The organism is Phycobacter sedimenti, from assembly GCF_038148855.1.
GTDB classification, from domain to species: domain Bacteria; phylum Pseudomonadota; class Alphaproteobacteria; order Rhodobacterales; family Rhodobacteraceae; genus Phycobacter; species Phycobacter sedimenti.
On the sequence record NZ_JBBVGR010000010.1, the window covers coordinates 1 to 22,298 of the forward strand.

The following is a 22,298-nucleotide window of genomic DNA, read 5'->3' on the forward strand; positions in this document are numbered from 1 at the left end:
CCGCCGGTGAAGGGGGTTCTAGTCCCAACACAAAATACCCGCAACCCTAAAATCAAAGAAAATGGAAGAAAACTGAAAAGTAGTTTTATTTCAGTGTGTTACCCTCAATTTTTGCGAGAAACTGGCAACCAAACAGGAGATGTCCGGCAGTGATGAGCATGCTGTTCTTCAAGATGCAGACCTCAACCCGGATCATCCACCGGCTTATCCCAAGACATATCCACAGCGCGCGCTCCGATCCGTCCGAATGCCATGAATCACCGGTCGACTCGGTCTGTTTCGCAACACTCCCCCTTCCTGTCAGATGTCCTTCATCAGACGCAGAGCGTCATAGATTGCCGCATGGGTGTTGCGGGCCGAGACGGCATCGCCGATCCGGAACAGCTGGAAGGCGCCGTCTGCGTTCCGGGTTACCTGCTGCGGCGCGCCCGCAATCAGAGCCTCGTGATCCAACTCGCCATGATTGCGGCTGAGCGGTTTCAGGTCGAAGTAGAGATCATCCAGCGGCAGGGTGCCATAGTTCACCACCACCTGATCGTAATCGGCGGAATAGCTGTGATCGCTGTAATCGGTGCCGATGGTGGCGGTCAGCGTGTTGCCCTTACGCGCGACTCCCAGCAGACGGCGGGTGACGGTGAAGCGCACATCCTTGTCCTGTAGGCTGCGCATGTAGGGCACAAGGTTCATCGCCATGATGTCCGGGGCAAAGACGCGGTCCGGCGTCATCACCTCGACCGTGCTGCCCGCGGCGGCGGCGACTTCGGCCGCCATCAGGCCCGGATGATCGCCGCTTTCGTCATAGATCAGCACGTTCTGCGCAGGCTTCACATCGCCCGAGATCAGATCCCAGGCCGAGATCACATTTGCGGCTTCCTCCTTGGCCTCGAAGAGATGGCCGTTGGGCTGCCCGCCAGTGGCGACGATCACCACATCGGGGTTGAGGGCGGTCACATCCGCCGCCTCTGCCCAGGTGTTGAAATGGAAACTCACATCGCGCGCCGCGCATTGGGCCATGCGCCAGTCGATGATGCCGATCATCTCGCGCCGACGCGGGCTTTGCGCGGTGAGCCGCACCTGCCCGCCGGGATCAGCGGCGGCCTCGAAGACCGTCACAGCATGGCCGCGCTCGGCGGCAACCCGTGCCGCCTCAAGGCCCGCCGGGCCTGCCCCGACGATCACGACCTTCTTTTTCTTATCTGCGGCCGGTATGTCATGCGGCATGCTCAGCTCTCGCCCGGTGGCAGCGTTGTGAATGCACAGGGCATCCCCCGCCTGATAGATCCGGTCCAGACAATAGGTGGCGCCGACACAGGGGCGGATATCCTCCTCGCGCCCCTCCATGATCTTTTTCACCACATGGGGATCGGCCATATGGGCGCGAGTCATCCCCACCATATCGAGAAGGCCCGACGCGACCGCATGGCGCGCCGTCGCCACATCTGGGATACGGGCGGCATGGAAGGTGGGCATGCCGGTGGCCTGTTTCACGGCGCCTGCAAAATCAAGATGCGGCGCGGCGGCCATGCCCTGCACCGGGATCACATCGGTCATCGCCGGGTCGGTGTGGATACGGCCCCGGATCACGTTGAGGAAATCCACCATTCCAGTCGCGGCAAGGCGTTTGGAGATCTCCAGCCCCTCCTCGGGGGTGATGCCGCCCGCCTGATCCTCATCCGCCGTATAGCGCAGACCGACGATGAAGTCGCCCCCGACCCGATCCCGCACCGCCTGCAAGACATCCAGCGGCAGCTTCATACGACTTTCGAGGCTCGCACCGCCATAGGGGCCATCGAGATCATTGGTGAGCGGCGACCAGAACTGGTCCAGCAGGTGGCCGTAGACCTGCAGCTCGATCCCGTCCATGCCGCCTGCCTTCATCCGCTCGGCGGCATCGGCGAAATCGGTGATGATCCGCTCAATGTCCCAATCCTCGGCCAGTTTCGGAAAGGCGCGGTGCGCGGGTTCCCGGTGCCGGGTGGAGCTGACCGAGGGCAGCCAGTCTCCCTTGTTCCAGGTGGTGCGGCGGCCCAGGTGGGTGAGCTGGATCATCACGGCGGCGCCATGCTCATGCACCCGGTCAGTCAACGCCTTGATCCAGGGCACCACCTCGTCCTTGTAGGCCAGCACATTGTTGAACACCGGCGGGCTGTCCTTGGACACCGCCGCGGAGCCTGCCGTCATGGTCAGCGCCACGCCCGCCTTGGCGCGTTCAGCGTGATAGGCGGCATAGCGCTCCTTTGGCATGCCGTCCTCGGGGTAGGCCGGTTCATGGCTGGTGGTCATGATCCGGTTGCGCAGGGTGAGGTGCTTCAGTTTGTAGGGCTGCAAAAGCGGATCATTGGACATCTTGTTGTCTCTCCTGCCGGGCGTGTCGTTTGCGGGAATGGTGGGACGGATCAGGGGTCATAGGAAGGGGTCAGTACCAGGCGTCGGCCACTTCGGCCTTCTTGCGGGCGATGAAATCGCGCAGCGCCTCGTCCACGCCTTCATCCAGCGGCGGCGCCTCATAGGCGGCCAGCTGCGCCTTCCAGCGGGCATTGGCGCGACTGGCGGCATCGATGCCGCCCTTCTCGTCCCAGGTCTCCCAGGGCTGGTGGTCGTCCACGGCGCTGTCCCAGTAGGCGGTCTGGTAATGGCGCAGAGTATGCTGGGTCGAGAAGAGGTGCTCTCCGGGCCCCCCTTCGGCAAGGGCGTCAAAGCCCAGCGTGTCCTCGTTCACTTCGAAGCCCTTCAGATAGGCATGCAGCGCACCACAGAGATCCGCATCCAGAATGAACTTCTCGTAGGACATGGAAAGCAGCCCATCGAGGAACCCCGCCGAATGCAGGATGTAGTTTGCGCCGCTCTGCACCGCCGACATCATCGACATCATCGACTGCTGCATCGCTTGGGCATCGGGCCGTTTCGAGGTCGAGAAATTCCCGGCGCAGCGCAGGGGCAGATTCAGCCGCCGCGCCAGCTGCCCCATGGCCAGCGAGGCGAGAGCCGGTTCCGGCGTGCCAAAGGTGGGCGCGCCCGAGCGCAGCGACATCGAGCTGATGAAGGAGCCAAGAATGGCCGGGGCGCCGGGGCGCACCAGTTGGGTGATCGCGCAGGAGACCATGGTTTCGGCCAGGCATTGCGCCAGCGATCCGGCCATGGTCAGCGGCGAGACCGCCCCGCCCAGGAGGAACGGCAGATGGATCGACCCCTGCCCCGCCGCCGCATAGGCGCGGATCCCGCGCGAGGTGATCCCGTCGATCACCAGCGGCGAGGTGGTGTTGAAATTGCCCATGATGACGCAGTTCTGATCGACAAAATCGGCCCCGAACAGGATGCGGCACATCTCGATACTGTCCTCGGCGCGCTCGGGCGCGGTGATCGAGCCCAGAAAGGCGCGGTCGGAATAGCGGATATGGGCATAGACCATATCCAGATGGCGCTTGTTCACGGCGATATCTGTGGGCTCGCAGATGGTGCCGCCGGAATGATGCAGGTTCGGGCTCATCTGCGCCAGTTTCACGAAGTTCTGGAAGTCTTCGATGGTGCCGTAGCGGCGCCCATTGTCCAGATCCATCACGAAAGGCGAGCCGTATGAAGGCGCAAACACCATGGCATCGCCACCGATCTCCACCGTGTTGGCCGGGTTACGGGCATGTTGGGTGAACCGCGCGGGCGCGGTCTTCAGGATCTCGCGGATCATGCCCGGCGCGAATTTCAGGTTCCAGCTGTCCTTTGTCAGCTCACTCACCTCGGCGCCCGCGGAGCGGAACAGGGCAACGGTTTCGGGATCCTCGCGGAACTCGATCCCGATCTCGGCCATGATGCGCTCGGCCGTCGCCTCGATCTGCGCAAGGCTTTCCCCAGACAGGATATCATAGGTGGGAATCTTGCGGCTGATGTAAGAGACGCGCAGATGATCGTTCTGTCCCGCCGCGCCGGTGCGCTGCGCACCGCGACGCCCCCGCCTGCCGCGCGCCTTTTCCACAAGTTCCGCCATGTCGCGCCCTCTCCGGTGGTTACGATCGCCATTCTTGACACTACTGTCAATTCAGCATTCACTACCGTCAACTCCAATTGCGTCACGGGAATGTCGCTGCCATGCCACATGCCATGAGCCCGCCCCAGATCATCCAGCCCCCCTCGCGACCGGCCACCACCGAGGAGGCCTGGCTGACGGCGGCTTACGACGTGCTGACCACCCAAGGGGTTGAAGCGGTGAAGATCATGCCGCTGGCCAAGCGGCTTCAGGTCTCGCGCACCAGTTTCTACTGGCATTTCAAGGACCGTGAGGCCCTGCTCGAAGCGATGATCCGCCACTGGGAGGACAAGAACACCGGCACGCTGGTGGCCCGCACCGAAGCCTATGCGGAGAACGTCTTTGAGGCGGTGTTCAACCTTTTCGACTGCTGGCTCGACCCGCAGCTTTTTGATTCAAGGCTTGATCTGGCGATCCGCAACTGGGCGCGCAGCGACCCGGCCCTGCAGGCGCGGCTGGACAGGGCCGATGGGCAGCGCCAGCAGGCGATGACCGACATGCTGATGCGCTTTGGCTATGACGCCGAAGAGGCCGAGGTCCGCGCGCTGACCATGATCTACACCCAGATCGGCTATATCTCGATGCAGGTGCACGAGGATGAGGCCCGACGCCTTGCCCGGATGCCCGCCTATATGGAGGTCTTCACCGGCAAACGGCCCGCGCAATCGGACATCGACCGCTTCATGGCGCGCCATCGCTGACGGCTGCATCAGGAAACAGCGCCCCTGGCCGGGGTATTTACACAGAGGGCTTCAGGACAGGTTGGTAAACACGGATCTGTTGCTGCGAAACCAGGGCTCCAGAACATCTTTCATCGCCGTCACCTTGGCCGATCCCTGCAGGTCCCGGTGACTCAGCAGCCAGATCGGCGCATAGGGCTGCAGCGTCAGATGCTGCAAGGGCACCAACCCCGGATAGGCCCGCGACAGAAAGACCGGCATCCGCAGCGCCCCCATGCCTGCCAGCGCTGCTGCAATCATGCTCGGCATGTCATCAAGCCGTGCGCGTACGCGGATATCGGGATGGGTCTTGCGTGCGGCAAGCGGTGGCGCCTCATGACCGGAGTATAGCACCCAGTCGAGGGGAGCTTGCGGGGTCTCGGCGGCGGCTTTTGCAATGTCCGGCAAGGCAAAAATGCCGCTCATCTGCTCGACCAGCTTTCGGCCCACCAAGGTTTCCTGCGGCTGACGGCTGATCCGGAGCGCAAGATCCGCCTCGCGCCGCGACAGGTCCAACACACCGTTTGACGCCAGGACTGTCAGCTCCACCTGCGGATGCAATGCCGTAAACTCGGCCAGCAACGGTGCCAGCAGCGTCTGGATCAACAAGGGCGGGGCGGTCAGGCTCAAGGGACCGGTCAGATCCCGAGCCCTGCCGGACAGGCGGCGCAGCGCGGCCTGTTCCTCTGCCTCCATCCGGCTGGCAGCCTGCGCAATCTCAAGCGCCTCTTCCGTAGCATGATAGCCCTCGGGCCGACGTTCGAACAGCGGGCGGCCCAGCGCGTCTTCGGCGCGGCGGATCCGGCGGGCAACGGTGGTGTAGGTCAGGCCCAGCTCTGCCCCGGCCTCGGTCAGGCTACCGCCCCGCACTAGGGCCAGCACGGTCTGCATATCGTCCCAGCTGATCTTCATGCATGCGTTTTTGCATATCGCATGTCGATAATCACGCGTTTTCTGGCAGCGCCCTGTTTGGCAATCAGAACCGGCAACACCACCAGAGGAGGCCACCATGGTCTATGCCTACGTCAATCTCAGCGTCACTGATGAAACCACCTTCGCCGCCTACCGGGAGCAGGCAGGCGCAGCCCTCGCCAAACACGGTGCACGGGTCGTCACCTCCAGCCCCCAGCAAAGCGTGATCGAAGGCAGCCGCGATGCGACCGGGCGCGGCGTCATCCTCGAATTTGACACCAGCGAAGCTGCGCTTGGCTGGATCAATGACCCGGAACTCAAAGAGGTGCACGCCCTGCGTCAGGCCTCCGGAGACAGTGCAATCACGCTTTTGGCCTGACTCCCCTGCCCGCGCAGCGCCACAAGGATGGCGACTTTGCGCAACCGCGGCGCGCATCGCGCGGCGCCACCAAAAGCGCGGGCGCGGAGCATTCTGCTCTGCGCCCGCCTGCCAATTCGCAAAAGGTGCTTACTCTGCCGCGATCTGGCCGTCGGCCTTTTCGACCCGCACCGCCGAGAACTTGAACTCCGGGATCTTCCCGTACGGGTCCAGCGCCGGATTGGTCAGGATATTGGCAGCAGCTTCCACATAGGCGAAAGGCACGAACACCATATCTTCGGACACCGCGCGATCCGCGCGCGCCATGATCTCGATCGAGCCGCGCCGTGTGGTCAGACGAACCATCTCTCCGGCCGCCACCCCCATCTTGCGAAGGGTTTTCGGGTGCAGCGAGCAGTTCGCCTCAGGCTCCACGGCATCGAGCACCATGGACCGTCGCGTCATGGATCCCGTGTGCCAGTGTTCCAGCTGCCGCCCGGTGGTCATGATCATCGGGAAGTCCGCATCCGGCGCCTCGTCCGGCGGGATCACGGCGGCAGGGGTAAAGCGCGCGCGCCCCTCGGCCCTCGGGAAACCATCGCCAAAGACCACTGCCTGACCAGGGTCTTCGGGCGAGAGCGACGGGTAGGTCACGCTCTCATGCTCCAGCCGCTCCCAGGTGATATTGTCGAGCGAGGGCATGTTGAGCTTCATCTCGGCAAAGACCTCGGACACATCCGCATAAACCCAGGGCAGACCGACCCGTTGCGCCAGATCCACGGTGATGCGCCAATCCTCGCGCGCCTCGCCCGGCGGCACCACTGCGGGGCGCACCCGCTGCACCTGCCGGTTGGTGTTGGAGACCGTGCCGTTCTTTTCATAAAGCGCCGAGGCGGGCAGGATGATATCGGCATAATTCGCCGTCTCGGTCAGGAAGATATCCTGCACGATCATCAGATCCAGCTTTGCAAAAGCCTCGCGGGCGTGATCGGCGTCGGGGTCGGACATCGCCGGGTTTTCGCCCTGGATGTACATGCCACGGATGTTCCCTGCGTAGACCTGATCGACGATCTCGGTCACGGTGAGGCCCTTCTCGCTGGAGAAATCCCCGCCGCCCCAGACATCCGTGAAGCTCTTGCGCACATCGTCTGACGTCACAGTCTGATAATCCGGCAGGAACATCGGGATCAGGCCCGCGTCCGAGGCGCCCTGCACGTTGTTCTGTCCGCGCAAAGGATGCAGACCGGCGCCGGGTTTGCCCACATTGCCGGTCATCAGCGCCAGCGAAATCAGGCAGCGCGAATTGTCGGTGCCGTGAATGTGCTGGCTGACGCCCATGCCCCAAAAGATCATCCCCGCCTCAGCGCCCGCAAACAGGCGCGCCACGCGGCGCAGCTGCTCCGGCTCGATACCGCAGATCGGGCTCATCGCCTCTGGCGTGAACTGGCGCAGGTGCTCTTTCTCTGCCTCCCAGTTCTCGGTCCAGCGGTGGATGTACTGGCTGTCGTATAGCTCTTCCTCGACGATCACGTTCATGATCGCGTTCAGCATCGCCACATCGGCGCCGGGGCGGAATTGCAGCATCTCGGCGGCGTGGCGTTTGAGGCCCACGCCGCGCGGGTCCATCACGATCAGCTTGCCGCCGCGTTTGGCGAATTGCTTGAAATAGGTCGCGGCAACCGGGTGATTTTCGACCGGGTTGGCCCCGATCACGATGGCCACATCGGCGTTTTCGATCTCGTTGAAGGTCGCCGTCACCGCGCCCGAGCCGACGTTCTCGATCAGCGCCGCCACGGATGAGGCATGACACAGCCGGGTGCAGTGATCGACGTTGTTATGGCCGAACCCCTGGCGGATGAACTTCTGAAAGAGATAGGCCTCCTCATTGGTGCATTTGGCCGACCCGAACCCCGCCACGCTGCGCGGATCTGCATCCCGCAACTGTCGCAGGCCCTTGGCGGCCAGATCCAGCGCCTCGTCCCAAGTGACTTCACGGAAATGGGTGGCGAGGTTGCCGGGGTCCACGTTCAACCCCTTCGCGGGCGCGTCTTCGCGGCGGATCAGCGGTTTGGTCAGCCGGTGCGGGTGGTGGATATAATCAAAGCCAAACCGCCCCTTGACGCAAAGCCGCCCTTCATTGGCGGGGCCATTGATGCCTTCGACATATTTGACCTTGCCGTCCTTCACCTTGAGGGAAACCTTGCAGCCCACCCCGCAGAAGGGGCAGACACTTTCGGTCTCAGAGTCGTAATCCCTGCTGTCGCCCTGCTGGGCATCATCCATCACGCTGGCAGGCATCAGCGCACCCGTGGGGCAGGCCTGCACACATTCACCGCAGGCCACGCAGGAGGACGCGCCCATGGGGTCAGAAATATCAAAGGTCGGATAGGCATCATGTCCACGCCCGGCCATGCCGATCACATCGTTGACCTGCACCTCGCGGCAGGCGCGCACGCACAGCCCGCAGGAGATACAGGCATCCAGGTTCACGCGCATCGCGACGTGGCTGTCATCAAGCAGTGGAATGCGGCCTTCTTCCAGTTTCGGGAAACGCGACTCCGAAACCCCGTTTAGCTCGGCCATATCCCACAGGTGTGAAGACTTATCGTGCGCCTCTTCCTGCTTGGGCTGATCGGCGACCAGCAGCTCCATCACCATCTTGCGGGCGTTCGTGGCGCGGGCGTTGTTGGTGGTGACCACCATGCCTTCACTGGGTTCGCGAATGCAGGAGGCCGCCAGCGTGCGTTCGCCCTCGATCTCGACCATGCAGGCGCGGCAGTTGCCATCGGGGCGATAACCCGGTGCGGGCTTGTGGCACAGGTGCGGGATTTTGAGGCCCCGGCCATTGGCGACTTCCCAGATGGTCATGCCCGCCTCGGCGGTGACCTCTTCGCCATCAAGGGTAAAGGTGATTTTCGCGGACATGGCTCAGATCTCCTCCGGGAAGTGTTTCATGGTCAGGCGGATCGGGTTGGGCGCGGCCTGGCCCAGACCGCAGATGGAGGCATCGACCATGGTCTGACTCAGCTCCTCCAGAAGTCCCTGATCCCACTTCGGCGCCTGCATCAGCTTCACCGCCTTTTCGCAGCCGACCCGGCAGGGGGTGCACTGGCCGCAGCTTTCATCCTCGAAGAACCGCAGCATGTTGAGCGCCGCATCGCGCGCGCTGTCCTGATCGGACAGGACCACCACGGCAGCCGAGCCGATGAAGGTGCCATGGGGCTGCAACGTGTCGAAATCGAGGGGGATGTCATCCATATGCGCGGGCAAGAGCCCCGAGGACGGCCCCCCCGGCTGGTAGGCCTTGAAGACATGCCCGTCGAGCATACCGCCCGCAGCCTCGATAATGTCGCGAATGGTGGAGCCAGCCGGCAGCAGGTGCACACCGGGGTTCTTGACCCGGCCAGAGACGGAGTAGTTCCGCAGACCCTTGCGGCCGTTCTTTTCCACCGTGTTCAGAACCTCGGGGCCGAAACGGCAGATGCGCGCCACCCAGTAAAGCGTTTCGACATTGTGGACGAGCGTCGGCTGACCGAAGATCCCCACCTGCGCCACAAAGGGCGGGCGGTGGCGCGGCTCTCCGCGCTTGCCCTCGATGCTTTCGATCATGGCGCTTTCTTCGCCGCAGATATAGGCCCCTGCCCCGCGTCGCAGATCGATATAGCCTGCCTCGACGATCCCGGCGGCCTCAAGCGCGGCGATCTCGCGGTGCAGTATTTCCAGCACCGCCGGGTATTCGTCGCGCATGTAGATAAAAGCTTTCTCAGCCTCCACCGCCCAGGCGGCGATCAGCATGCCCTCAAGGAACATATGAGGCTCGCGCTCAAGGTGGTGACGGTCCTTGAAGGTGCCCGGCTCGCCCTCGTCGCCGTTGACGGCCAGATAGCGCGGACCGGGATTGGCGCGCACGAAACCCCATTTCTTACCCGAGGGAAAACCGGCCCCGCCAAGACCGCGCAGGCCCGCCTCAAGCACCTTGTCCTGAACTGCCTCCCAATCGCCCCCCGCGCGCAGGGCGGCAAGGCTGCGATAGCCGCCATCGGCCACGTATTCCGCATAGGTCTGGTAATCCGGTATCTGCGGGTGCACCTCGCCCGCATGGATCGCGGCAATGGTCTTTTCCGCGGTCGCATGATCGATGTGATTGTGGCCGATCTCCAGCACCGGCGCGGTATCGCATCGGCCCATGCAGGGCGCGCGCAAGACGCGCACCTCGGACGGATCCAGGCCGTCCTCAAGCGCCTGCTTCAGCTGTTGGGCGCCCGCCAGCTCGCAAGAGAGGCTGTCACAGACCCGGATGGTCAACGCGGGCGGCGGTGTCTCACCTTCGCGCACCACATCGAAATGGGCATAGAAACTGGCAACCTCGTAGACCTCGGCCTGCGACAGGCGCATATCCTCTGCCAGGGCGCGGATATGGGCGGCACTCAGATGACCATGAGCATCCTGAATGAGATGCAGAAACTCGATCAGAAGATCGCGATTGCGGGGCCTGTCGCCCAAGAGGGACAAGATCTCTTCATGGGCCTGATCGTCCAGTTGACGCCCCTTGGGGGTCTTGCGCCCCTTGCCCTTGCCGGATTTCCAGATGCCCTTGCTATTGTCCAACGGTGCCACGCCGATCTCCACTTCGCTGGTGCCATGCCCAAAGGCATTTCATCAGCATGGCATATCGTCAAATCGCAATTCCCAAAGGCACGATAACGAAGGCTTATTGCACAAAGGCGTCAACGACAGTCTTCAGGGCCCGCACAGTGCTCAGCTCGGACTGACGCTGCATGGTCGCAAGGCAGATGGGGCGCGCCGGGCTCGGCTCGACCAGCCGCAGAACACATGTACCTTCGAGCGGGCCGAGGGCATCCACCAGTGCCCGAGGAAGGATGGTTGCCAATTGCCCCTCGCGGGCCATGACAATCGCGGACATGAACCCGTTCGACTCGGACACCACCCTTGGCTTCAGTCCCTGCTCGGCAAAGATCCAATCCAGAATGCGGCGGTTCTGCATGGATTGATCCAGAAGCCCCAAGGGCAGTTCGGCGGCCTTTGACCAGGTGATCTCCTCACCCTGCCCGCGCACCAACTCTGGCGTGGCCATCAACACGTAGCACTCATCATAAAGGGGCAGTCGGCGCACCAGGGTCTGCTCGATGGAGTCGGCATAGGTCAGACCCGCATCAATCGTGCCCGAAAGCAAACGCTCCTGAATGGAGGCCGAGGACATCACGTTGATCCGGGTCAGTATATGTGGATGCGCCTGCCGCAGACGCGTGACAAGGCGAGCCGCAAAACTGGTGGCAGTGGGCACGACCCCCAGATCCAGAGTACCGGTGACCTGCCCGCGCGCCGCCGCGATCTCTTGCTCCAGGGCCTTTGCTTCTTCCAGCAGGCTGCGCCCGCGGCTCACCAATAGCTCTCCCTCGCCGGTCAGTCCCTGAAACCGATTGCCCCGGCGCACGATGGACACGCCCAGCCGATCCTCGAGATTGCGAATGCGCATCGAGAATGCAGGCTGCGACATGCCGCAGTCTTCGGCCGCCTTGGCAAAGTGCTGATGACGTGCCAGCGCCGTCAGCAATTGGAGATCTCTCAGTTCCAGCATGGGGGAACAGTAGGGCCTTGCAGAGGTTGGCCGCAATGGCTGTGGTTGAGCAAAACACTGCCATTCCTCGCAACCTGGTCGGCAAAACGGGCCAGGCTTCAGGCAGAATCACGCTTTCATTCGCCACCGCCCCGTCAACCCCCTCCAAAAAGTGAGCAAAAAATCCGCAGCAAAAAATGCAGACGATTTTAAAGGACTGATGCTGCATTCACTCCGTTCAACGGCGAACGGCCATGAAAGACTGGGCAGTGGCAGACATTGGGCTGGTCGTTCGGTCGCTTGTGATTTCAGCATCAAAACAGGGCCTTGGCCTGAAAAGGCATGGTCAGACCTCTGCGGTACTGCCCCCTCGGAAGTCAAAGCAGGCCGCGCTCAGTGCAGCACGCCACCGAGTGAAAGATTGCGTTAATCCATCCGTAAAGGCTTGGGCGTAGCGTTGAGGTTGGTCTGCATCCCGACCTCGTAACGCAAAGAGTAAACTTATGAAAACGTTAACCTGTTCCGCCCTGTTCACCCTCATTCTGTCCCCTGTTTGGGCAAACGACTACGAGCCAAGCATGAGAGCATATCTGGAAAATAGCATTCGCAGCTGGGCTGCCGCCCCGGTGCTGGTTGAGGCCATCAACGGGCAAAATGCCCGGACCTCCGGCTATTCCCAGGATCAAATCGATGCTCTGGACACTGCCTGGCGCAACGAAGTGGGCACCGCATCGACCCCGACCCTGACTCCGGTTCTGCAGAACGCCGCATCTGACTTCCTGCGTGACCAGGTCATGCAGTCCGGTGGGCGCATCACCGAAGCCTTTGTCATGGACGCCCAGGGTCTGAACGTCGCGGCCTCGGCGGCGACATCGGACATGTGGCAGGGCGATGAGGCCAAGTTCCAACAGACCTACCCCGTCGGTCCAGATGCTGCACACTTCGGGGACGTTGAGATGGATGCGTCGACACAGACGTATCAGGCTCAGATCTCACTCACAATTGTGGATCCTGCAACCGGCGCTCCGATCGGGGCAATGACGGTGGCTGTTGACGCTGAATCGCTGATGTAGTCCCGCGCACTCCACGCACTTCAAAAGATCGAAAGGTGCACAAATGAAAGTCCGTCTTCCCTCGATATCCTTGTTCAAAGGCATGTCGGTGTTCATGAAATGCTGCCTGCTGATTGCAGTCACCACCCTGGTGGTGGCTGGGTCGCTGACCTACAAGAACGAAAAAACCTTCAAGGCAGCTGTCGAAAAGGGTGTTCGCACCCTCGGCAACGGTGTCACGATCACCGTGGCAGCCCGCAGCGGTGGCGCGATCCGGTTTGGGGACTCTGAGCGGCTCGCCGCTGACATCCAGAAGATCATCGATCTGTCCGAGGGCCGCGCCCTTTCAGGCATTGCAGTGAACAAGGACGGCAAGGTGATTTCCACCGCAGGCGAGATCAGCGATGCTGACCTTGCCACGCTGGCAGAACTGGGCCATGCATCGGCGCAGTCCGGCCAGACCGAAGTTTCACCGGATGGCTACTTCGTCGCGGCCCCGGCTGCTGCTGGCGCGGACGGCTCGGTCATCGTCGGCTCGGTCGCGATGATCTGGTCGCCCGAGGTTGCCTTTGCGGAGGCCGCATTTGACGAGATGATGTCGCTGGTCTTTGCGGTGGCTGCCTTTGTCATCATGTGCACCCTGTCGGTTTTTGCACTCCGCTCGATCCTGTCGCGACCGCTGAATGACGTGACCCACTCCATCGATGTCATTGCCGACGGCGACTATGACACCGAAGTGAACCACCTGGATCGACGGGACGAGATTGGCAAGATCGCCAAGACCCTGGACCACCTCAAGGACCAGCTGTCCGCCGCACGCGACATCGAAGAGCAGAACAAGGCTGCTCAGGCCAGCCAGAAAAAGGTTGTCGAAAGCCTCAATATCGCCCTGCAAAGCCTGTCCGAAGGCGATCTGACCAACAAACTCGACAGACCTTTCGCGGCGGAATACGAGAGCCTGCGTCAGAACTACAACACGGCCGTGGAAAAGATGGTCGGTATCATCGATGCGGTGAAGGAAAACTCTTCGCGAATCCGCGACAACTCCGAAGAGATCAGCCAATCCTCCAACGACCTGTCTCAGCGCACCGAAAGCCAGGCCGCAACCCTGGAAGAGACCGCAGCGGCGATGGAAGAGCTGACCGTGAGTGTACGCTCGGCCGCCGAAGGTGCCAAGGAAGTCGAAAGCATCGTTTCCGAGGCGAAATCCACCGCCGAGCAAAGCGGCAAGGTCGTGACCGACGCCGTGAACGCCATGTCGGAAATCGAAACCTCCTCCGAACAGATTTCGCAGATCATCTCTGTCATCGACGACATCTCGTTCCAGACCAACCTCTTGGCGCTGAACGCCGGTGTGGAAGCGGCCCGAGCGGGCGAAGCCGGTCGCGGATTTGCGGTCGTGGCATCAGAAGTGCGCGCTCTTGCCCAGCGGTCGTCGGATGCGGCGCAGGAAATCAAAGGCCTGATTGCCCAAAGTACACAGCACGTGAACAAGGGCGTGGACCTCGTTGGCAAAGCAGGCGACGAGCTGAAGAAGATCATCGATCGTGTCGGCACCATTTCCGGCCACATCTCTGAGATCGCAGGGGGCGCACGCGAGCAGTCGACCACCCTGGCCGAGATCAACACCGGTGTGACCCAGCTGGACCAGGTGACGCAGCACAATGCAGCCATGGTTGAAGAAGCCACCGCCGCGGCCCAGATTCTGCGCAACGACGCAAATGAACTGGCACGTCAGGTTTCTGTCTTCAACACCGGGGGCGGTCGAACGAACGTCGCCACGCTCTCGGCGGCACCTGCACCTGCCGCACATCCTCCGATGGGCAGCGAGGATGAGGACTTCTTTGCAGACGAAGCGCCGCCCAAGGCCGCCGTGGGCTGGGAGGACTTTTAAAAGCCACTCCTGCGACCCAAGCAGACGGAGAATCAGCGCGCTGCCCGGACGGGCGGCGCGTTTCCGTTTGGAACGGAAAGACCAGGGAGAAGCGTGACGGCATGCCCGGAGCCGCGATGGCGTATCCGGCAATCCGGCCCGGCTCGGGTTCGATAGGTAGTCAGCTGCCGTAGACCTGCCCCCAACGCTCGATCAGCCGTTGCTGCAAGACCTTGGCCCGGCGGTTCCAACTGCGCGCACCGGGGGGGCGTTCGCGGTCCGCCCGTTTGATCCGTGCGCGCGCCGCACTGTCGGCAGCAAAGATCGCAAAGGCCAGCTCGGTACCATCGGTCGCCGTCAGGAAACCGCCAAGCCCCGAGACGAAGTTGAGCGTGCCTGTCTTGGCGACCACCTTGATCGGATGCGTTTTCAGAACGCGCCCCTTGCTGTCGCGCATCGGAAAGGGTTTCAGCAAGGGTTTCAATTGCCCTGTCCGGTGCGCCGCCACCAGAACGGAGACCATGTCATTGGCCGTCATGCGCGAGGCCTCCCCCAGTCCGGAATGATCCACCAACCGGCTGCTTTTCACGCCATAGCTGCGTGCCGCCCAGGCTGTCATTTCCGCGGCCGAGGCCTTCAGGGATGCCGGGCGCTTCCCCAGGGCCGCGGTCGCGGACATCCCGATCATCTCGGCCATCAGGTTGTTGGAATACTTCAGCATCGCCTTCAGCAACAAAGGCAGGGGGGCGCTTTGGTGGTGGGCGAGTTCACGGGCCTGCGGCAAAACACCCGTCACCTTGGCCTCGCGCAGCACGATCCCCTGCGCCCGCGCCATGGTGCGAAAGACATCCCCCGCATAATGGCCCGGATGGCGCACCGGCAACCAGCGGGATCCCCCCTTGCCAAGGGCCTCGCTTGCCACGCTCCAACTGTCCACATCGCCCTTGTCGGCATAGGTGTAGACCGGCAAAGCGCGGTGCTTGACAGTCATCTTCGCCATCGCAACGTCGGGTCGGTATTTCTCGGTGCGGGCATCCATGCTGACCGACCATCCCTTGGCCGCGCGTTTCCACTCGAAGTGCACCCGGTTGAAATTGAGTGCGATGCCGGACACCGCCGGGCTGTAGCCCACATGATCAGGCTGATCGGGATCGATCGTCTCCATGCGTGCGAGGGCGCCGTCCCACACCTTGAAGTCACCGCGGACCTCGCGCACACCCGCCTGCTTCACGGACCGCGCAAGGTCCGCCAGATGATCGGTGCTCAGCGTCGGATCCCCGCCGCCGGCCAGGATCAGATCGCCGTGCAGAACACCCGCCCGCAGTTCTCCGGCCGCAAGGATGCGGGTTGCATAACGATGGTCGGCGCCCAGAACGTCCAAGGCATAAAGCGCGGTCAGCGTCTTGGCGACACTGGCCGGTGGCAACCCGACCTCGCCCCCTTCTGTCTCAAGCCGCGCACCGGTCTCAACATTTGCCACGGCACAGGCGATCCTGCCCCGCAATCCGGATCCCGCAAGCAGGGTGTCCAGATCCGAAACGGACCCAACGGGCAGGGCTGCCTTGCGCGCCAAGGGACGCAAGGAGATTGCAGGCGCATTCGCCAATGCCTGTGCGGCAGAGGAGCCCGCAAGCGCCGCCAGACCGGCGCGTAGGAAATGTCGTCGTGATAACATGTCTGTCAGTATCTATTAAAATTGCTGCCAAACGGCAAACGCAGGACGTTTTTTGCGTTTCCCCTGTTCCGCTTGCCTGCTACCGCTGTCTCTCATGTTTCAAGCAGTCATTATCATGTTCATCGCCATGTCAATGATCCCGGCCGGGGACCTGTGCGGGAAACTGTTGACCAGCAGCGGCTTGGCAACACCCGCTTTTGTCGCTTGGTCCCGCTTTGCCATCGGCGCAGCCCTGGTCCTGCCCTTTGCCCCAAAAGGCTGCCTGCGCCTGCTCAAGGACTGGCGGATCTGGCTGCGGGCCAGTTTCATCACCGGCGGCATCCTGTCGATCCAGACGGCCCTGAAAACCGAAGCGATTGCAGATGTCTTTGCCGCCTTTTTTATCGGACCGGTCATCAGCTACCTCCTGTCCGTGTTCCTGTTGCGCGAACGCACGACGCCACTTAGGGCGCTCTTGATGGGTGCGGGGTTCTGCGGCGTCCTCTTGGTGGTGCGGCCCGGCTTTGGCGGCTCTGCCAACCTGCTCTATGCGGTACTTGCGGGCTGTTTCTATGGCTGTTTTCTCACCGCCTCCCGGTGGCTGGCGCATCTGGGAAAACCCGTGGAGCTGAGCTTCACGCAACTCCTGCTCAGCGCCCTGTTCCTATTGCCCATCGGCCTTGCGAACCTGCCCGAAGCAACGCCCTCTGTCGCGGCGCTCACATTTGGCAGCGCCGCCTTTTCGATGCTGGGCAACCTTCTTCTGCTCTATGCCTATAGCCGGGCCGAGGCTTCAAGGCTGGCGCCCACCGTCTATTTCCAGCTGATCGCAGCGGTCCTGCTGGGCTGGGCCGTGTTTGGCCAACTGCCGGACCTTCTGACCTGGGCGGGGCTTTTGGTGGTGATCAGCGCGGGCATCGCCTCGGCCAGCCTACGCCGCTGACCAGTCGCCACGGGCGCGGATCTCGGTCGAGCTGGCCTCCACCATGGGCACGTTGAGGAAACACCAGGCGGGCGCCTCGGCCTGCGCGAGCAGATGGCTCTCGCTGCTTTTCAGCCGATATTGCCCATAGATGCGCGCCGCGGGCGACAGCCGCGCCGAGATCCGGTCGCCGGGCCGGGCCAGCACTCCCACCGGCACGGTCTCAAGGATCTCGCGCCAGTCCTTCCAGCGGTGAAAATGGGTGAGGTTGTCGGCCCCCATCAACCAGACAAAGCGCACGCCAGGATAGCGCGCCCGCAGATGCCGCAGGGTTTCCGCCGTATAGCGCGTGCCCAGACGCGCCTCGATATCGCTGATCCCGATCCGCGGATGCTGCATCATCTCCCGCGCGGCCTGCATCCGCCGCTCAAGCGTCGCCGGGGTGCGAGACTTCAGCGGGTTGCCGGGGGTGACCAGCCACCACATGCGATCCAGCCCAAACCGTTTCAGCGCCGCAAGGCTGATCTCAACATGCCCCCGGTGCGGCGGATCGAACGAGCCGCCCAGAAGCCCCACGCTCATGCCGGGGCGAAGATATGGATATCCGCATGTCATAGGCGACTTGATGCGCATAGATTTGCGGGAAGATCAATTGGCTGCGCTACGCATGGCACGGCAACGACAAATTCCTTGCGCACGCGGCCCGAACCAAGTTCGATGCACGCATTGATTGAACCCCTTGCCGCCGCGCGGTCACAGAGCGGACCGCGTTCTTCAGCAACAGCTGCGGCGTGAATGCATGCGGACAGATGGGGAGAAACAGACACTGAGGTGCTTGTGCTCTAGGGGTTTTTGCTCTCAACTCTGTCGTGTCGGGGGCCCCTTGCAGGCTGTTGCGGGAACTGTCTATGGTGCCCGCAAGAATATCGCAAACGTTGGTGTCTCGAAAAATACTACTCACAAGTAAGGTTGGAGGCGTGCAATGAATGTATGCTTACTTTGCCCCTCAACACACCGCTGGATATCAACGGGTTTTGGCTTTGTGGAGGCGGTTGCCTTACCTGTTTACGATTTCTCCAAATAGGTTTTCAGGTAGATGTCGGAGAAAAGAAGTGAGTGATTATTGGAAAAAGAATTGGCGATTTTTTTTGGTGCTTGTTTTGGCAGAGTTGGTCATGATTGGTGTTGAGATATGGGGGGTGGAAAATCGTGGAGTGTCCGGTGGCCTTACCTCGGTTGATTTGGCAACTTATGTTTTTTTGCCGCTTGCCATGTTGCAGATGATTATTTCGTCTTTTTATGAGAAATAATAGATTTAAGAGGGGCTGGCGATGTTCGATTTTCTAAGGACAAATGTGCGGTTGAAAAACGCTCATCCTGTGTGGGCAATTTTGGGCCTGTGATGGCTTTGTCGCACAAATCCGATGATAGCCAGTCTTCCCCTTACCCCGGACGGATTTAGCCTACGGGCTCAGTGACGGGTAGGCCAAGAACCGAATAGCGTTTTAGGACGGCGATGCGGGCGGGCCCTACTCGCCCTCCCCTCGGTTCGGACGCCGTTCCCAAATACAGCTGCCCATGCACAGGGGGTGTACGCGGGGTGCACTGGGGGTGCACGGAGTACACCCCCCGATCTGCGCCGTTCCTGTACCCTCGCGATGCTCCGCCTAGGCGATTGCTCCTGCCTAGCCCTTGGGCTATCACACCGGGCAGCAGATTTCCCCCATTACGGAGCAGTCACATGGCCGCCTATCAGTACGTCTACCACATGCAGGGTGTCTCCAAGACCTACCCCGGTGGCAAGAAATGCTTTGAAAACATTCACCTGTCCTTCCTGCCCGGCGTGAAGATCGGTGTGGTCGGCGTCAACGGCGCCGGTAAGTCGACACTTTTGCGCATCATGGCCGGGATCGACAAGGATTTCACCGGCGAGGCCTGGGCCGCAGAAGGCGCCAAGGTGGGCTACCTGCCGCAGGAGCCGCAGCTGGACGAAAGCCTTTCCGTGCGTGAAAACGTCATGCTGGGCGTTGCGGAAAAGAAAGCGATTCTGGACCGTTACAACGAACTGGCGATGAACTACTCGGACGAGACAGCCGATGAAATGGCCAAGCTGCAGGATGAGATCGACGCCCAGAACCTCTGGGATCTGGACAGCCAGATCGATGTCTCGATGGAGGCGCTGCGCTGCCCGCCGGACGATGCGGATGTAAAGACCTTGTCGGGCGGTGAAAAGCGCCGCGTGGCGCTCTGCAAGCTGCTGCTTGAAGCCCCCGATATGCTGCTGCTCGATGAACCGACCAACCACCTCGATGCAGAGACCATCGCCTGGCTGCAGCAGCACCTGATTGATTACAAAGGCACAATCCTCTGCGTCACCCACGACCGTTACTTCCTCGACGATATCACCAGCTGGATCCTGGAACTGGATCGCGGTGCTGGTGTTCCGTGGGAAGGCAACTATTCCAGCTGGCTCGAGCAGAAGGCCAAACGGCTGGAGCAGGAAGCCCGCGAAGACAAATCCAAGCAGAAGACGCTGGAGCGCGAACTGGAATGGATGCGCCAGGGCCAGAAGGCACGTCAGGCCAAATCCAAGGCCCGTATCGCCGCCTATAACGAGCTGGCCAACCAGTCCGAACGCGAAAAGGTCGGCCGCGCCCAGATCGTGATCCCGAACGGCCCACGTCTGGGCTCGAAGGTGATCGAGGTCAACGGCCTCAGCAAACACTATGGCGACAAGCAGTTGATCGAAAACCTTTCTTTCTCGCTGCCGCCCGGTGGCATCGTTGGCGTGATCGGCCCGAACGGCGCTGGTAAGTCGACCCTGTTCAAGATGCTGACCGGCCAGGAACAGCCCGATGAGGGCAGCGTCGAATATGGCGACACGGTCAAGCTGTCTTATGTGGATCAGTCGCGCGATGATCTGAACGACGGTGACACCGTCTGGGAGGCGATCTCTGGCGGCGCCGAGATCATCGAACTGGGCGATGCGCAGGTGAACTCGCGCGCCTATTGCTCATCCTTCAACTTCAAGGGCGGCGATCAGCAGAAAAAGCTGAACCTCCTGTCAGGCGGTGAGCGCAACCGTGTCCACATGGCGCGGCTGTTGAAAGAAGGCGGCAACGTCTTGCTGCTCGACGAGCCGACCAACGACCTGGACGTGGAAACCCTGCGCGCCCTCGAAGACGCGCTGGTGGATTTCGCGGGCTGCGCGGTGGTCATCTCGCACGACCGTTTCTTCCTCGACCGGATCTGTACCCACATCCTCGCCTTTGAAGGCGATGCCCATGTGGAGTGGTTCGAAGGAAACTTCGAGGACTACGAAGAAGACAAGAAACGCCGACTTGGCGCCGACGCGCTGGAGCCCAAGCGCCTGAAGCACAAGAAGTTTGTGCGGTAAGGTCTGCCCAAGTCCGCCGCTTTTCAGGCTCCTGCCTGATCGTGGGGAGGTTCCGTGGGAAGGTTCCGGCCAGCCTTCCCACGGCGATTGGCAGGCGCGATAGACGCCGGGGCACGAAGGCCCTGAAAGGCCGGGGGATCGCCTGCCACCTGCCCTGACTTTCCCGGCGTTTTCACGCCTCGGCATCAACGCTGAACGGGATTTAAACAAAATCTTAAGGATTAATCTCTGTAGTAGGTGAACGGCTGTGGGGTATCTTGCCCTCAGGTTGGACACAACAGATCGGAGACGAGCACATGGCTGGAGTTATGCTGGGAACACTGACCGGGTTCTTTTCGGCAATCTACAGCCTCGTGGTGCTCGACCTTTCGGTGCTGATGAGCCTTGCGGTCTATTCCGGCGTGGGTGTTGCCACTGCGCTTCTCGTGATTCTTGCAATGCTCCTGCGTTCCTCCGGCGACGCGCAGGCCGCCTATGAGGAAAACCCGGTCGAGGCATAAGCCCTCCCGGTTCCCTCAGGCGGGTTTTTTGATCCAGCCGACAATCTGCCCTTCCCGCAATGCCCCCGACTGGCGTTTCGTCTCGCGCCCGCGCTCGAAGGCAACCATCGTGGGAATGCCGCGAATCTGATAGCGCGCCCCGGCGGATTGGTGATCCTGGGTATTCAGCTTCACCAGACGCGCCTGCCCCTTCAGCTTTTCCGAGGCCTTGGAAAACTCCGGCGCCATCATCCGGCACGGGCCGCACCAGGGCGCCCAGAAATCCACCACCAGAGGCAGATCATCGTTCTTGGACGCCTTCTGCAGGATCGCCGGATCGATGTCCTTGGGGGTCTGGGGCAGCAGCGCCTCACCACAGGTGCCGCATTTTGCACCCGCCGTCAGTCTTTCTTCTGGCACCCGGTTCAGCTGGCCGCAGGACAGGCAGGTCAGTTTCTTCGCACCCATGGCGGGATCCTCCAACACTGGCGCACACTTGAGCGCCGCAAACACATTCAAAATTCGATATAGGAAGTTCTGCACGCATCGCAAGAGGTCCCGAATCCGTCCCAATCATGTCATTGTGATCACGCAGACCTGATCGGGTTCAAGCCCCCCATTGACGCAGGATTTTCTCCCTATCACACTGACTCTGAACGAAACTCTTTGTGAACGAGGCTGATATGATTTCACGCCGCCTGTTTCTGGCGACATCCGCTGCCGCCGCCGCGCTCCCTGGTGTTGGCGCTGCCACGGAAGACTTCGACCCCAACCCGCAGATGGTCAGGATCAGAAAGGAATTCGAACCGGGGCAGATCCTGGTTCTGCCACGCTCTTATTACCTTTACTATGTCACCGAACCGCGCAAGGCGATGCGCTATGGCGTTGGCGTCGGGAGGGCAGGTCTTGAGTTTACAGGCCAAGCCGTGATCGGCGCCAAGAAGGAATGGCCCACCTGGCGTCCGACGCAGGAGATGATCGAGCGCAGCCCGCGCACCTATGCGCGCTTTGCCGGAAACAAGTACATCCAGCCTGGCGGGCCGGACAATCCGCTTGGCGCGCGGGCGCTCTATCTGTTCCAGAACGGGGTAGACACCTACTACCGCATCCATGGCACCAACCAGCCCGATACCATCGGACACTCCGTGTCGAACGGCTGCATCCGCCTGCGCAACGAACATGTTAAGGATCTCTACGAAAGGGTGCCGCTGGGCACCGTCGTGACGGTTCTTTAGGCTCCTTCAACGCAGGGAGCGGCGCATTTTCGCCACACACCCCCCCGCGCCTCGAAAAACCGGGGCGCGTTTTTCTTGCACGAAGGGGGCAGCATGTCAGA

At 61.7% G+C, this 22,298-nt stretch carries 18 protein-coding genes; 9 read left to right on the top strand and 9 right to left on the bottom strand.

Annotated features, from left to right (window positions below; genetic code table 11):
* Nucleotides 1–300 precede the first annotated feature (300 nt).
* Nucleotides 301–2,346: an oxidoreductase gene (locus tag AADA15_RS16850; RefSeq protein WP_341642727.1), complete on the bottom strand. Its 2,046-nt coding sequence runs from the start codon at nucleotides 2,344–2,346 to the stop codon at nucleotides 301–303.
* Between the two features lie 70 nt (nucleotides 2,347–2,416).
* Nucleotides 2,417–3,979 (bottom strand): trimethylamine methyltransferase family protein, encoded by a 1,563-nt coding sequence (locus tag AADA15_RS16855; protein WP_341642728.1) that lies wholly within the window; start codon nucleotides 3,977–3,979, stop codon nucleotides 2,417–2,419.
* 101 nt (nucleotides 3,980–4,080) lie between these two features.
* Between AADA15_RS16855 and AADA15_RS16860 the strand changes: the two genes are divergently transcribed.
* Nucleotides 4,081–4,719, top strand: a complete 639-nt coding sequence (locus AADA15_RS16860) for a TetR/AcrR family transcriptional regulator (protein ID WP_341642729.1) — start codon at nucleotides 4,081–4,083, stop codon at nucleotides 4,717–4,719.
* A 51-nt stretch (nucleotides 4,720–4,770) separates the two neighbouring features.
* Here AADA15_RS16860 and AADA15_RS16865 read toward each other — a convergent pair whose 3' ends face one another.
* Entirely contained in the window at nucleotides 4,771–5,649 is an 879-nt protein-coding gene (locus tag AADA15_RS16865) for a LysR family transcriptional regulator (RefSeq protein ID WP_341642730.1), read from the bottom strand.
* A 97-nt stretch (nucleotides 5,650–5,746) separates the two neighbouring features.
* On the opposite strand from AADA15_RS16865, the gene AADA15_RS16870 reads away from it, so the two are divergent.
* On the top strand, nucleotides 5,747–6,028 hold the full coding sequence (locus tag AADA15_RS16870) for a DUF1330 domain-containing protein (RefSeq protein ID WP_341642731.1): 282 nt from the start codon (nucleotides 5,747–5,749) through the stop codon (nucleotides 6,026–6,028).
* A 129-nt stretch (nucleotides 6,029–6,157) separates the two neighbouring features.
* Here AADA15_RS16870 and fdhF read toward each other — a convergent pair whose 3' ends face one another.
* The 3 genes from fdhF to AADA15_RS16885 all read right to left on the bottom strand — a co-directional run bounded on the left by fdhF (nucleotide 6,158) and on the right by AADA15_RS16885 (nucleotide 11,606).
* Nucleotides 6,158–8,932, bottom strand: a complete 2,775-nt coding sequence (gene fdhF / locus AADA15_RS16875; protein ID WP_341642732.1) for a formate dehydrogenase subunit alpha — start codon at nucleotides 8,930–8,932, stop codon at nucleotides 6,158–6,160.
* A 3-nt stretch (nucleotides 8,933–8,935) separates the two neighbouring features.
* Entirely contained in the window at nucleotides 8,936–10,624 is a 1,689-nt protein-coding gene (locus AADA15_RS16880) for an NAD(P)H-dependent oxidoreductase subunit E (RefSeq protein WP_341642733.1), read from the bottom strand.
* Between the two features lie 94 nt (nucleotides 10,625–10,718).
* Nucleotides 10,719–11,606, bottom strand: a complete 888-nt coding sequence (locus AADA15_RS16885; protein ID WP_341642734.1) for a LysR family transcriptional regulator — start codon at nucleotides 11,604–11,606, stop codon at nucleotides 10,719–10,721.
* Between the two features lie 482 nt (nucleotides 11,607–12,088).
* On the opposite strand from AADA15_RS16885, the gene AADA15_RS16890 reads away from it, so the two are divergent.
* Together AADA15_RS16890 and AADA15_RS16895 are read left to right on the top strand one after the other, a co-directional pair.
* Complete coding sequence (locus tag AADA15_RS16890; protein ID WP_437343215.1) at nucleotides 12,089–12,658, top strand: hypothetical protein; 570 nt, start codon at nucleotides 12,089–12,091, stop codon at nucleotides 12,656–12,658.
* 43 nt (nucleotides 12,659–12,701) lie between these two features.
* The gene (locus AADA15_RS16895; RefSeq protein ID WP_341642736.1) at nucleotides 12,702–14,531 is read left to right on the top strand and encodes a methyl-accepting chemotaxis protein; all 1,830 of its coding nucleotides are present in this window, start codon (nucleotides 12,702–12,704) and stop codon (nucleotides 14,529–14,531) included.
* A 160-nt stretch (nucleotides 14,532–14,691) separates the two neighbouring features.
* On the opposite strand, the gene dacB is transcribed toward AADA15_RS16895, so the two are convergent.
* On the bottom strand, nucleotides 14,692–16,185 hold the full coding sequence (gene dacB, locus AADA15_RS16900; RefSeq protein ID WP_341642737.1) for a D-alanyl-D-alanine carboxypeptidase/D-alanyl-D-alanine endopeptidase: 1,494 nt from the start codon (nucleotides 16,183–16,185) through the stop codon (nucleotides 14,692–14,694).
* Between the two features lie 115 nt (nucleotides 16,186–16,300).
* On the opposite strand from dacB, the gene AADA15_RS16905 reads away from it, so the two are divergent.
* Nucleotides 16,301–17,107 (top strand): DMT family transporter, encoded by an 807-nt coding sequence (locus tag AADA15_RS16905; protein ID WP_341642738.1) that lies wholly within the window; start codon nucleotides 16,301–16,303, stop codon nucleotides 17,105–17,107.
* Here AADA15_RS16905 and AADA15_RS16910 read toward each other — a convergent pair.
* Nucleotides 17,096–17,701, bottom strand: a complete 606-nt coding sequence (locus AADA15_RS16910; protein WP_341642739.1) for a nicotinate-nucleotide adenylyltransferase — start codon at nucleotides 17,699–17,701, stop codon at nucleotides 17,096–17,098. The genes AADA15_RS16905 and AADA15_RS16910 overlap by 12 nt on opposite strands.
* 497 nt (nucleotides 17,702–18,198) lie before the next feature.
* Between AADA15_RS16910 and AADA15_RS16915 the strand changes: the two genes are divergently transcribed.
* From AADA15_RS16915 to AADA15_RS16925, 3 genes are all read left to right on the top strand, one after another.
* Nucleotides 18,199–18,396 (top strand): hypothetical protein, encoded by a 198-nt coding sequence (locus AADA15_RS16915; protein ID WP_341642740.1) that lies wholly within the window; start codon nucleotides 18,199–18,201, stop codon nucleotides 18,394–18,396.
* A 431-nt stretch (nucleotides 18,397–18,827) separates the two neighbouring features.
* Nucleotides 18,828–20,483: an energy-dependent translational throttle protein EttA gene (ettA, locus tag AADA15_RS16920; protein WP_341642741.1), complete on the top strand. Its 1,656-nt coding sequence runs from the start codon at nucleotides 18,828–18,830 to the stop codon at nucleotides 20,481–20,483.
* Nucleotides 20,484–20,779: 296 nt separating this feature from the next.
* Entirely contained in the window at nucleotides 20,780–20,983 is a 204-nt protein-coding gene (locus AADA15_RS16925; protein WP_341642742.1) for a hypothetical protein, read from the top strand.
* A 15-nt stretch (nucleotides 20,984–20,998) separates the two neighbouring features.
* Here AADA15_RS16925 and trxC read toward each other — a convergent pair whose 3' ends face one another.
* A complete protein-coding gene (trxC, locus tag AADA15_RS16930; RefSeq protein WP_341642743.1) occupies nucleotides 20,999–21,430 on the bottom strand; it encodes a thioredoxin TrxC in 432 nt (143 codons plus the stop codon).
* 215 nt (nucleotides 21,431–21,645) lie between these two features.
* Here trxC and AADA15_RS16935 point away from each other — a divergent pair, with 215 nt between their 5' ends.
* Nucleotides 21,646–22,197 carry a L,D-transpeptidase gene (locus AADA15_RS16935; RefSeq protein ID WP_341642744.1) on the top strand — a complete coding sequence of 184 codons (552 nt, stop codon included), beginning with the start codon at nucleotides 21,646–21,648 and terminating at the stop codon, nucleotides 22,195–22,197.
* Nucleotides 22,198–22,298: the final 101 nt, after the last annotated feature.

Excerpts from the sequence above, each read along its gene's own strand:
- AADA15_RS16910 (WP_341642739.1), bottom strand. The coding sequence starts at position 17,701 with ATGACATGCGGATATCCATATCTTCGCCCCGGCATGAGCGTGGGGCTT.
- AADA15_RS16925 (WP_341642742.1), top strand. The coding sequence starts at position 20,780 with ATGGCTGGAGTTATGCTGGGAACACTGACCGGGTTCTTTTCGGCAATC.
- AADA15_RS16860 (WP_341642729.1), top strand. The coding sequence starts at position 4,081 with ATGCCACATGCCATGAGCCCGCCCCAGATCATCCAGCCCCCCTCGCGA.
- AADA15_RS16890 (WP_437343215.1), top strand. The coding sequence starts at position 12,089 with ATGAAAACGTTAACCTGTTCCGCCCTGTTCACCCTCATTCTGTCCCCT.
- AADA15_RS16905 (WP_341642738.1), top strand. The coding sequence starts at position 16,301 with ATGTTCATCGCCATGTCAATGATCCCGGCCGGGGACCTGTGCGGGAAA.
- AADA15_RS16850 (WP_341642727.1), bottom strand. The coding sequence starts at position 2,346 with ATGTCCAATGATCCGCTTTTGCAGCCCTACAAACTGAAGCACCTCACC.
- ettA (WP_341642741.1), top strand. The coding sequence starts at position 18,828 with ATGGCCGCCTATCAGTACGTCTACCACATGCAGGGTGTCTCCAAGACC.
- trxC (WP_341642743.1), bottom strand. The coding sequence starts at position 21,430 with ATGGGTGCGAAGAAACTGACCTGCCTGTCCTGCGGCCAGCTGAACCGG.
- AADA15_RS16885 (WP_341642734.1), bottom strand. The coding sequence starts at position 11,606 with ATGCTGGAACTGAGAGATCTCCAATTGCTGACGGCGCTGGCACGTCAT.
- AADA15_RS16935 (WP_341642744.1), top strand. The coding sequence starts at position 21,646 with ATGATTTCACGCCGCCTGTTTCTGGCGACATCCGCTGCCGCCGCCGCG.
- fdhF (WP_341642732.1), bottom strand. The coding sequence starts at position 8,932 with ATGTCCGCGAAAATCACCTTTACCCTTGATGGCGAAGAGGTCACCGCC.
- AADA15_RS16855 (WP_341642728.1), bottom strand. The coding sequence starts at position 3,979 with ATGGCGGAACTTGTGGAAAAGGCGCGCGGCAGGCGGGGGCGTCGCGGT.
- AADA15_RS16870 (WP_341642731.1), top strand. The coding sequence starts at position 5,747 with ATGGTCTATGCCTACGTCAATCTCAGCGTCACTGATGAAACCACCTTC.
- AADA15_RS16895 (WP_341642736.1), top strand. The coding sequence starts at position 12,702 with ATGAAAGTCCGTCTTCCCTCGATATCCTTGTTCAAAGGCATGTCGGTG.
- AADA15_RS16865 (WP_341642730.1), bottom strand. The coding sequence starts at position 5,649 with ATGAAGATCAGCTGGGACGATATGCAGACCGTGCTGGCCCTAGTGCGG.
- dacB (WP_341642737.1), bottom strand. The coding sequence starts at position 16,185 with ATGTTATCACGACGACATTTCCTACGCGCCGGTCTGGCGGCGCTTGCG.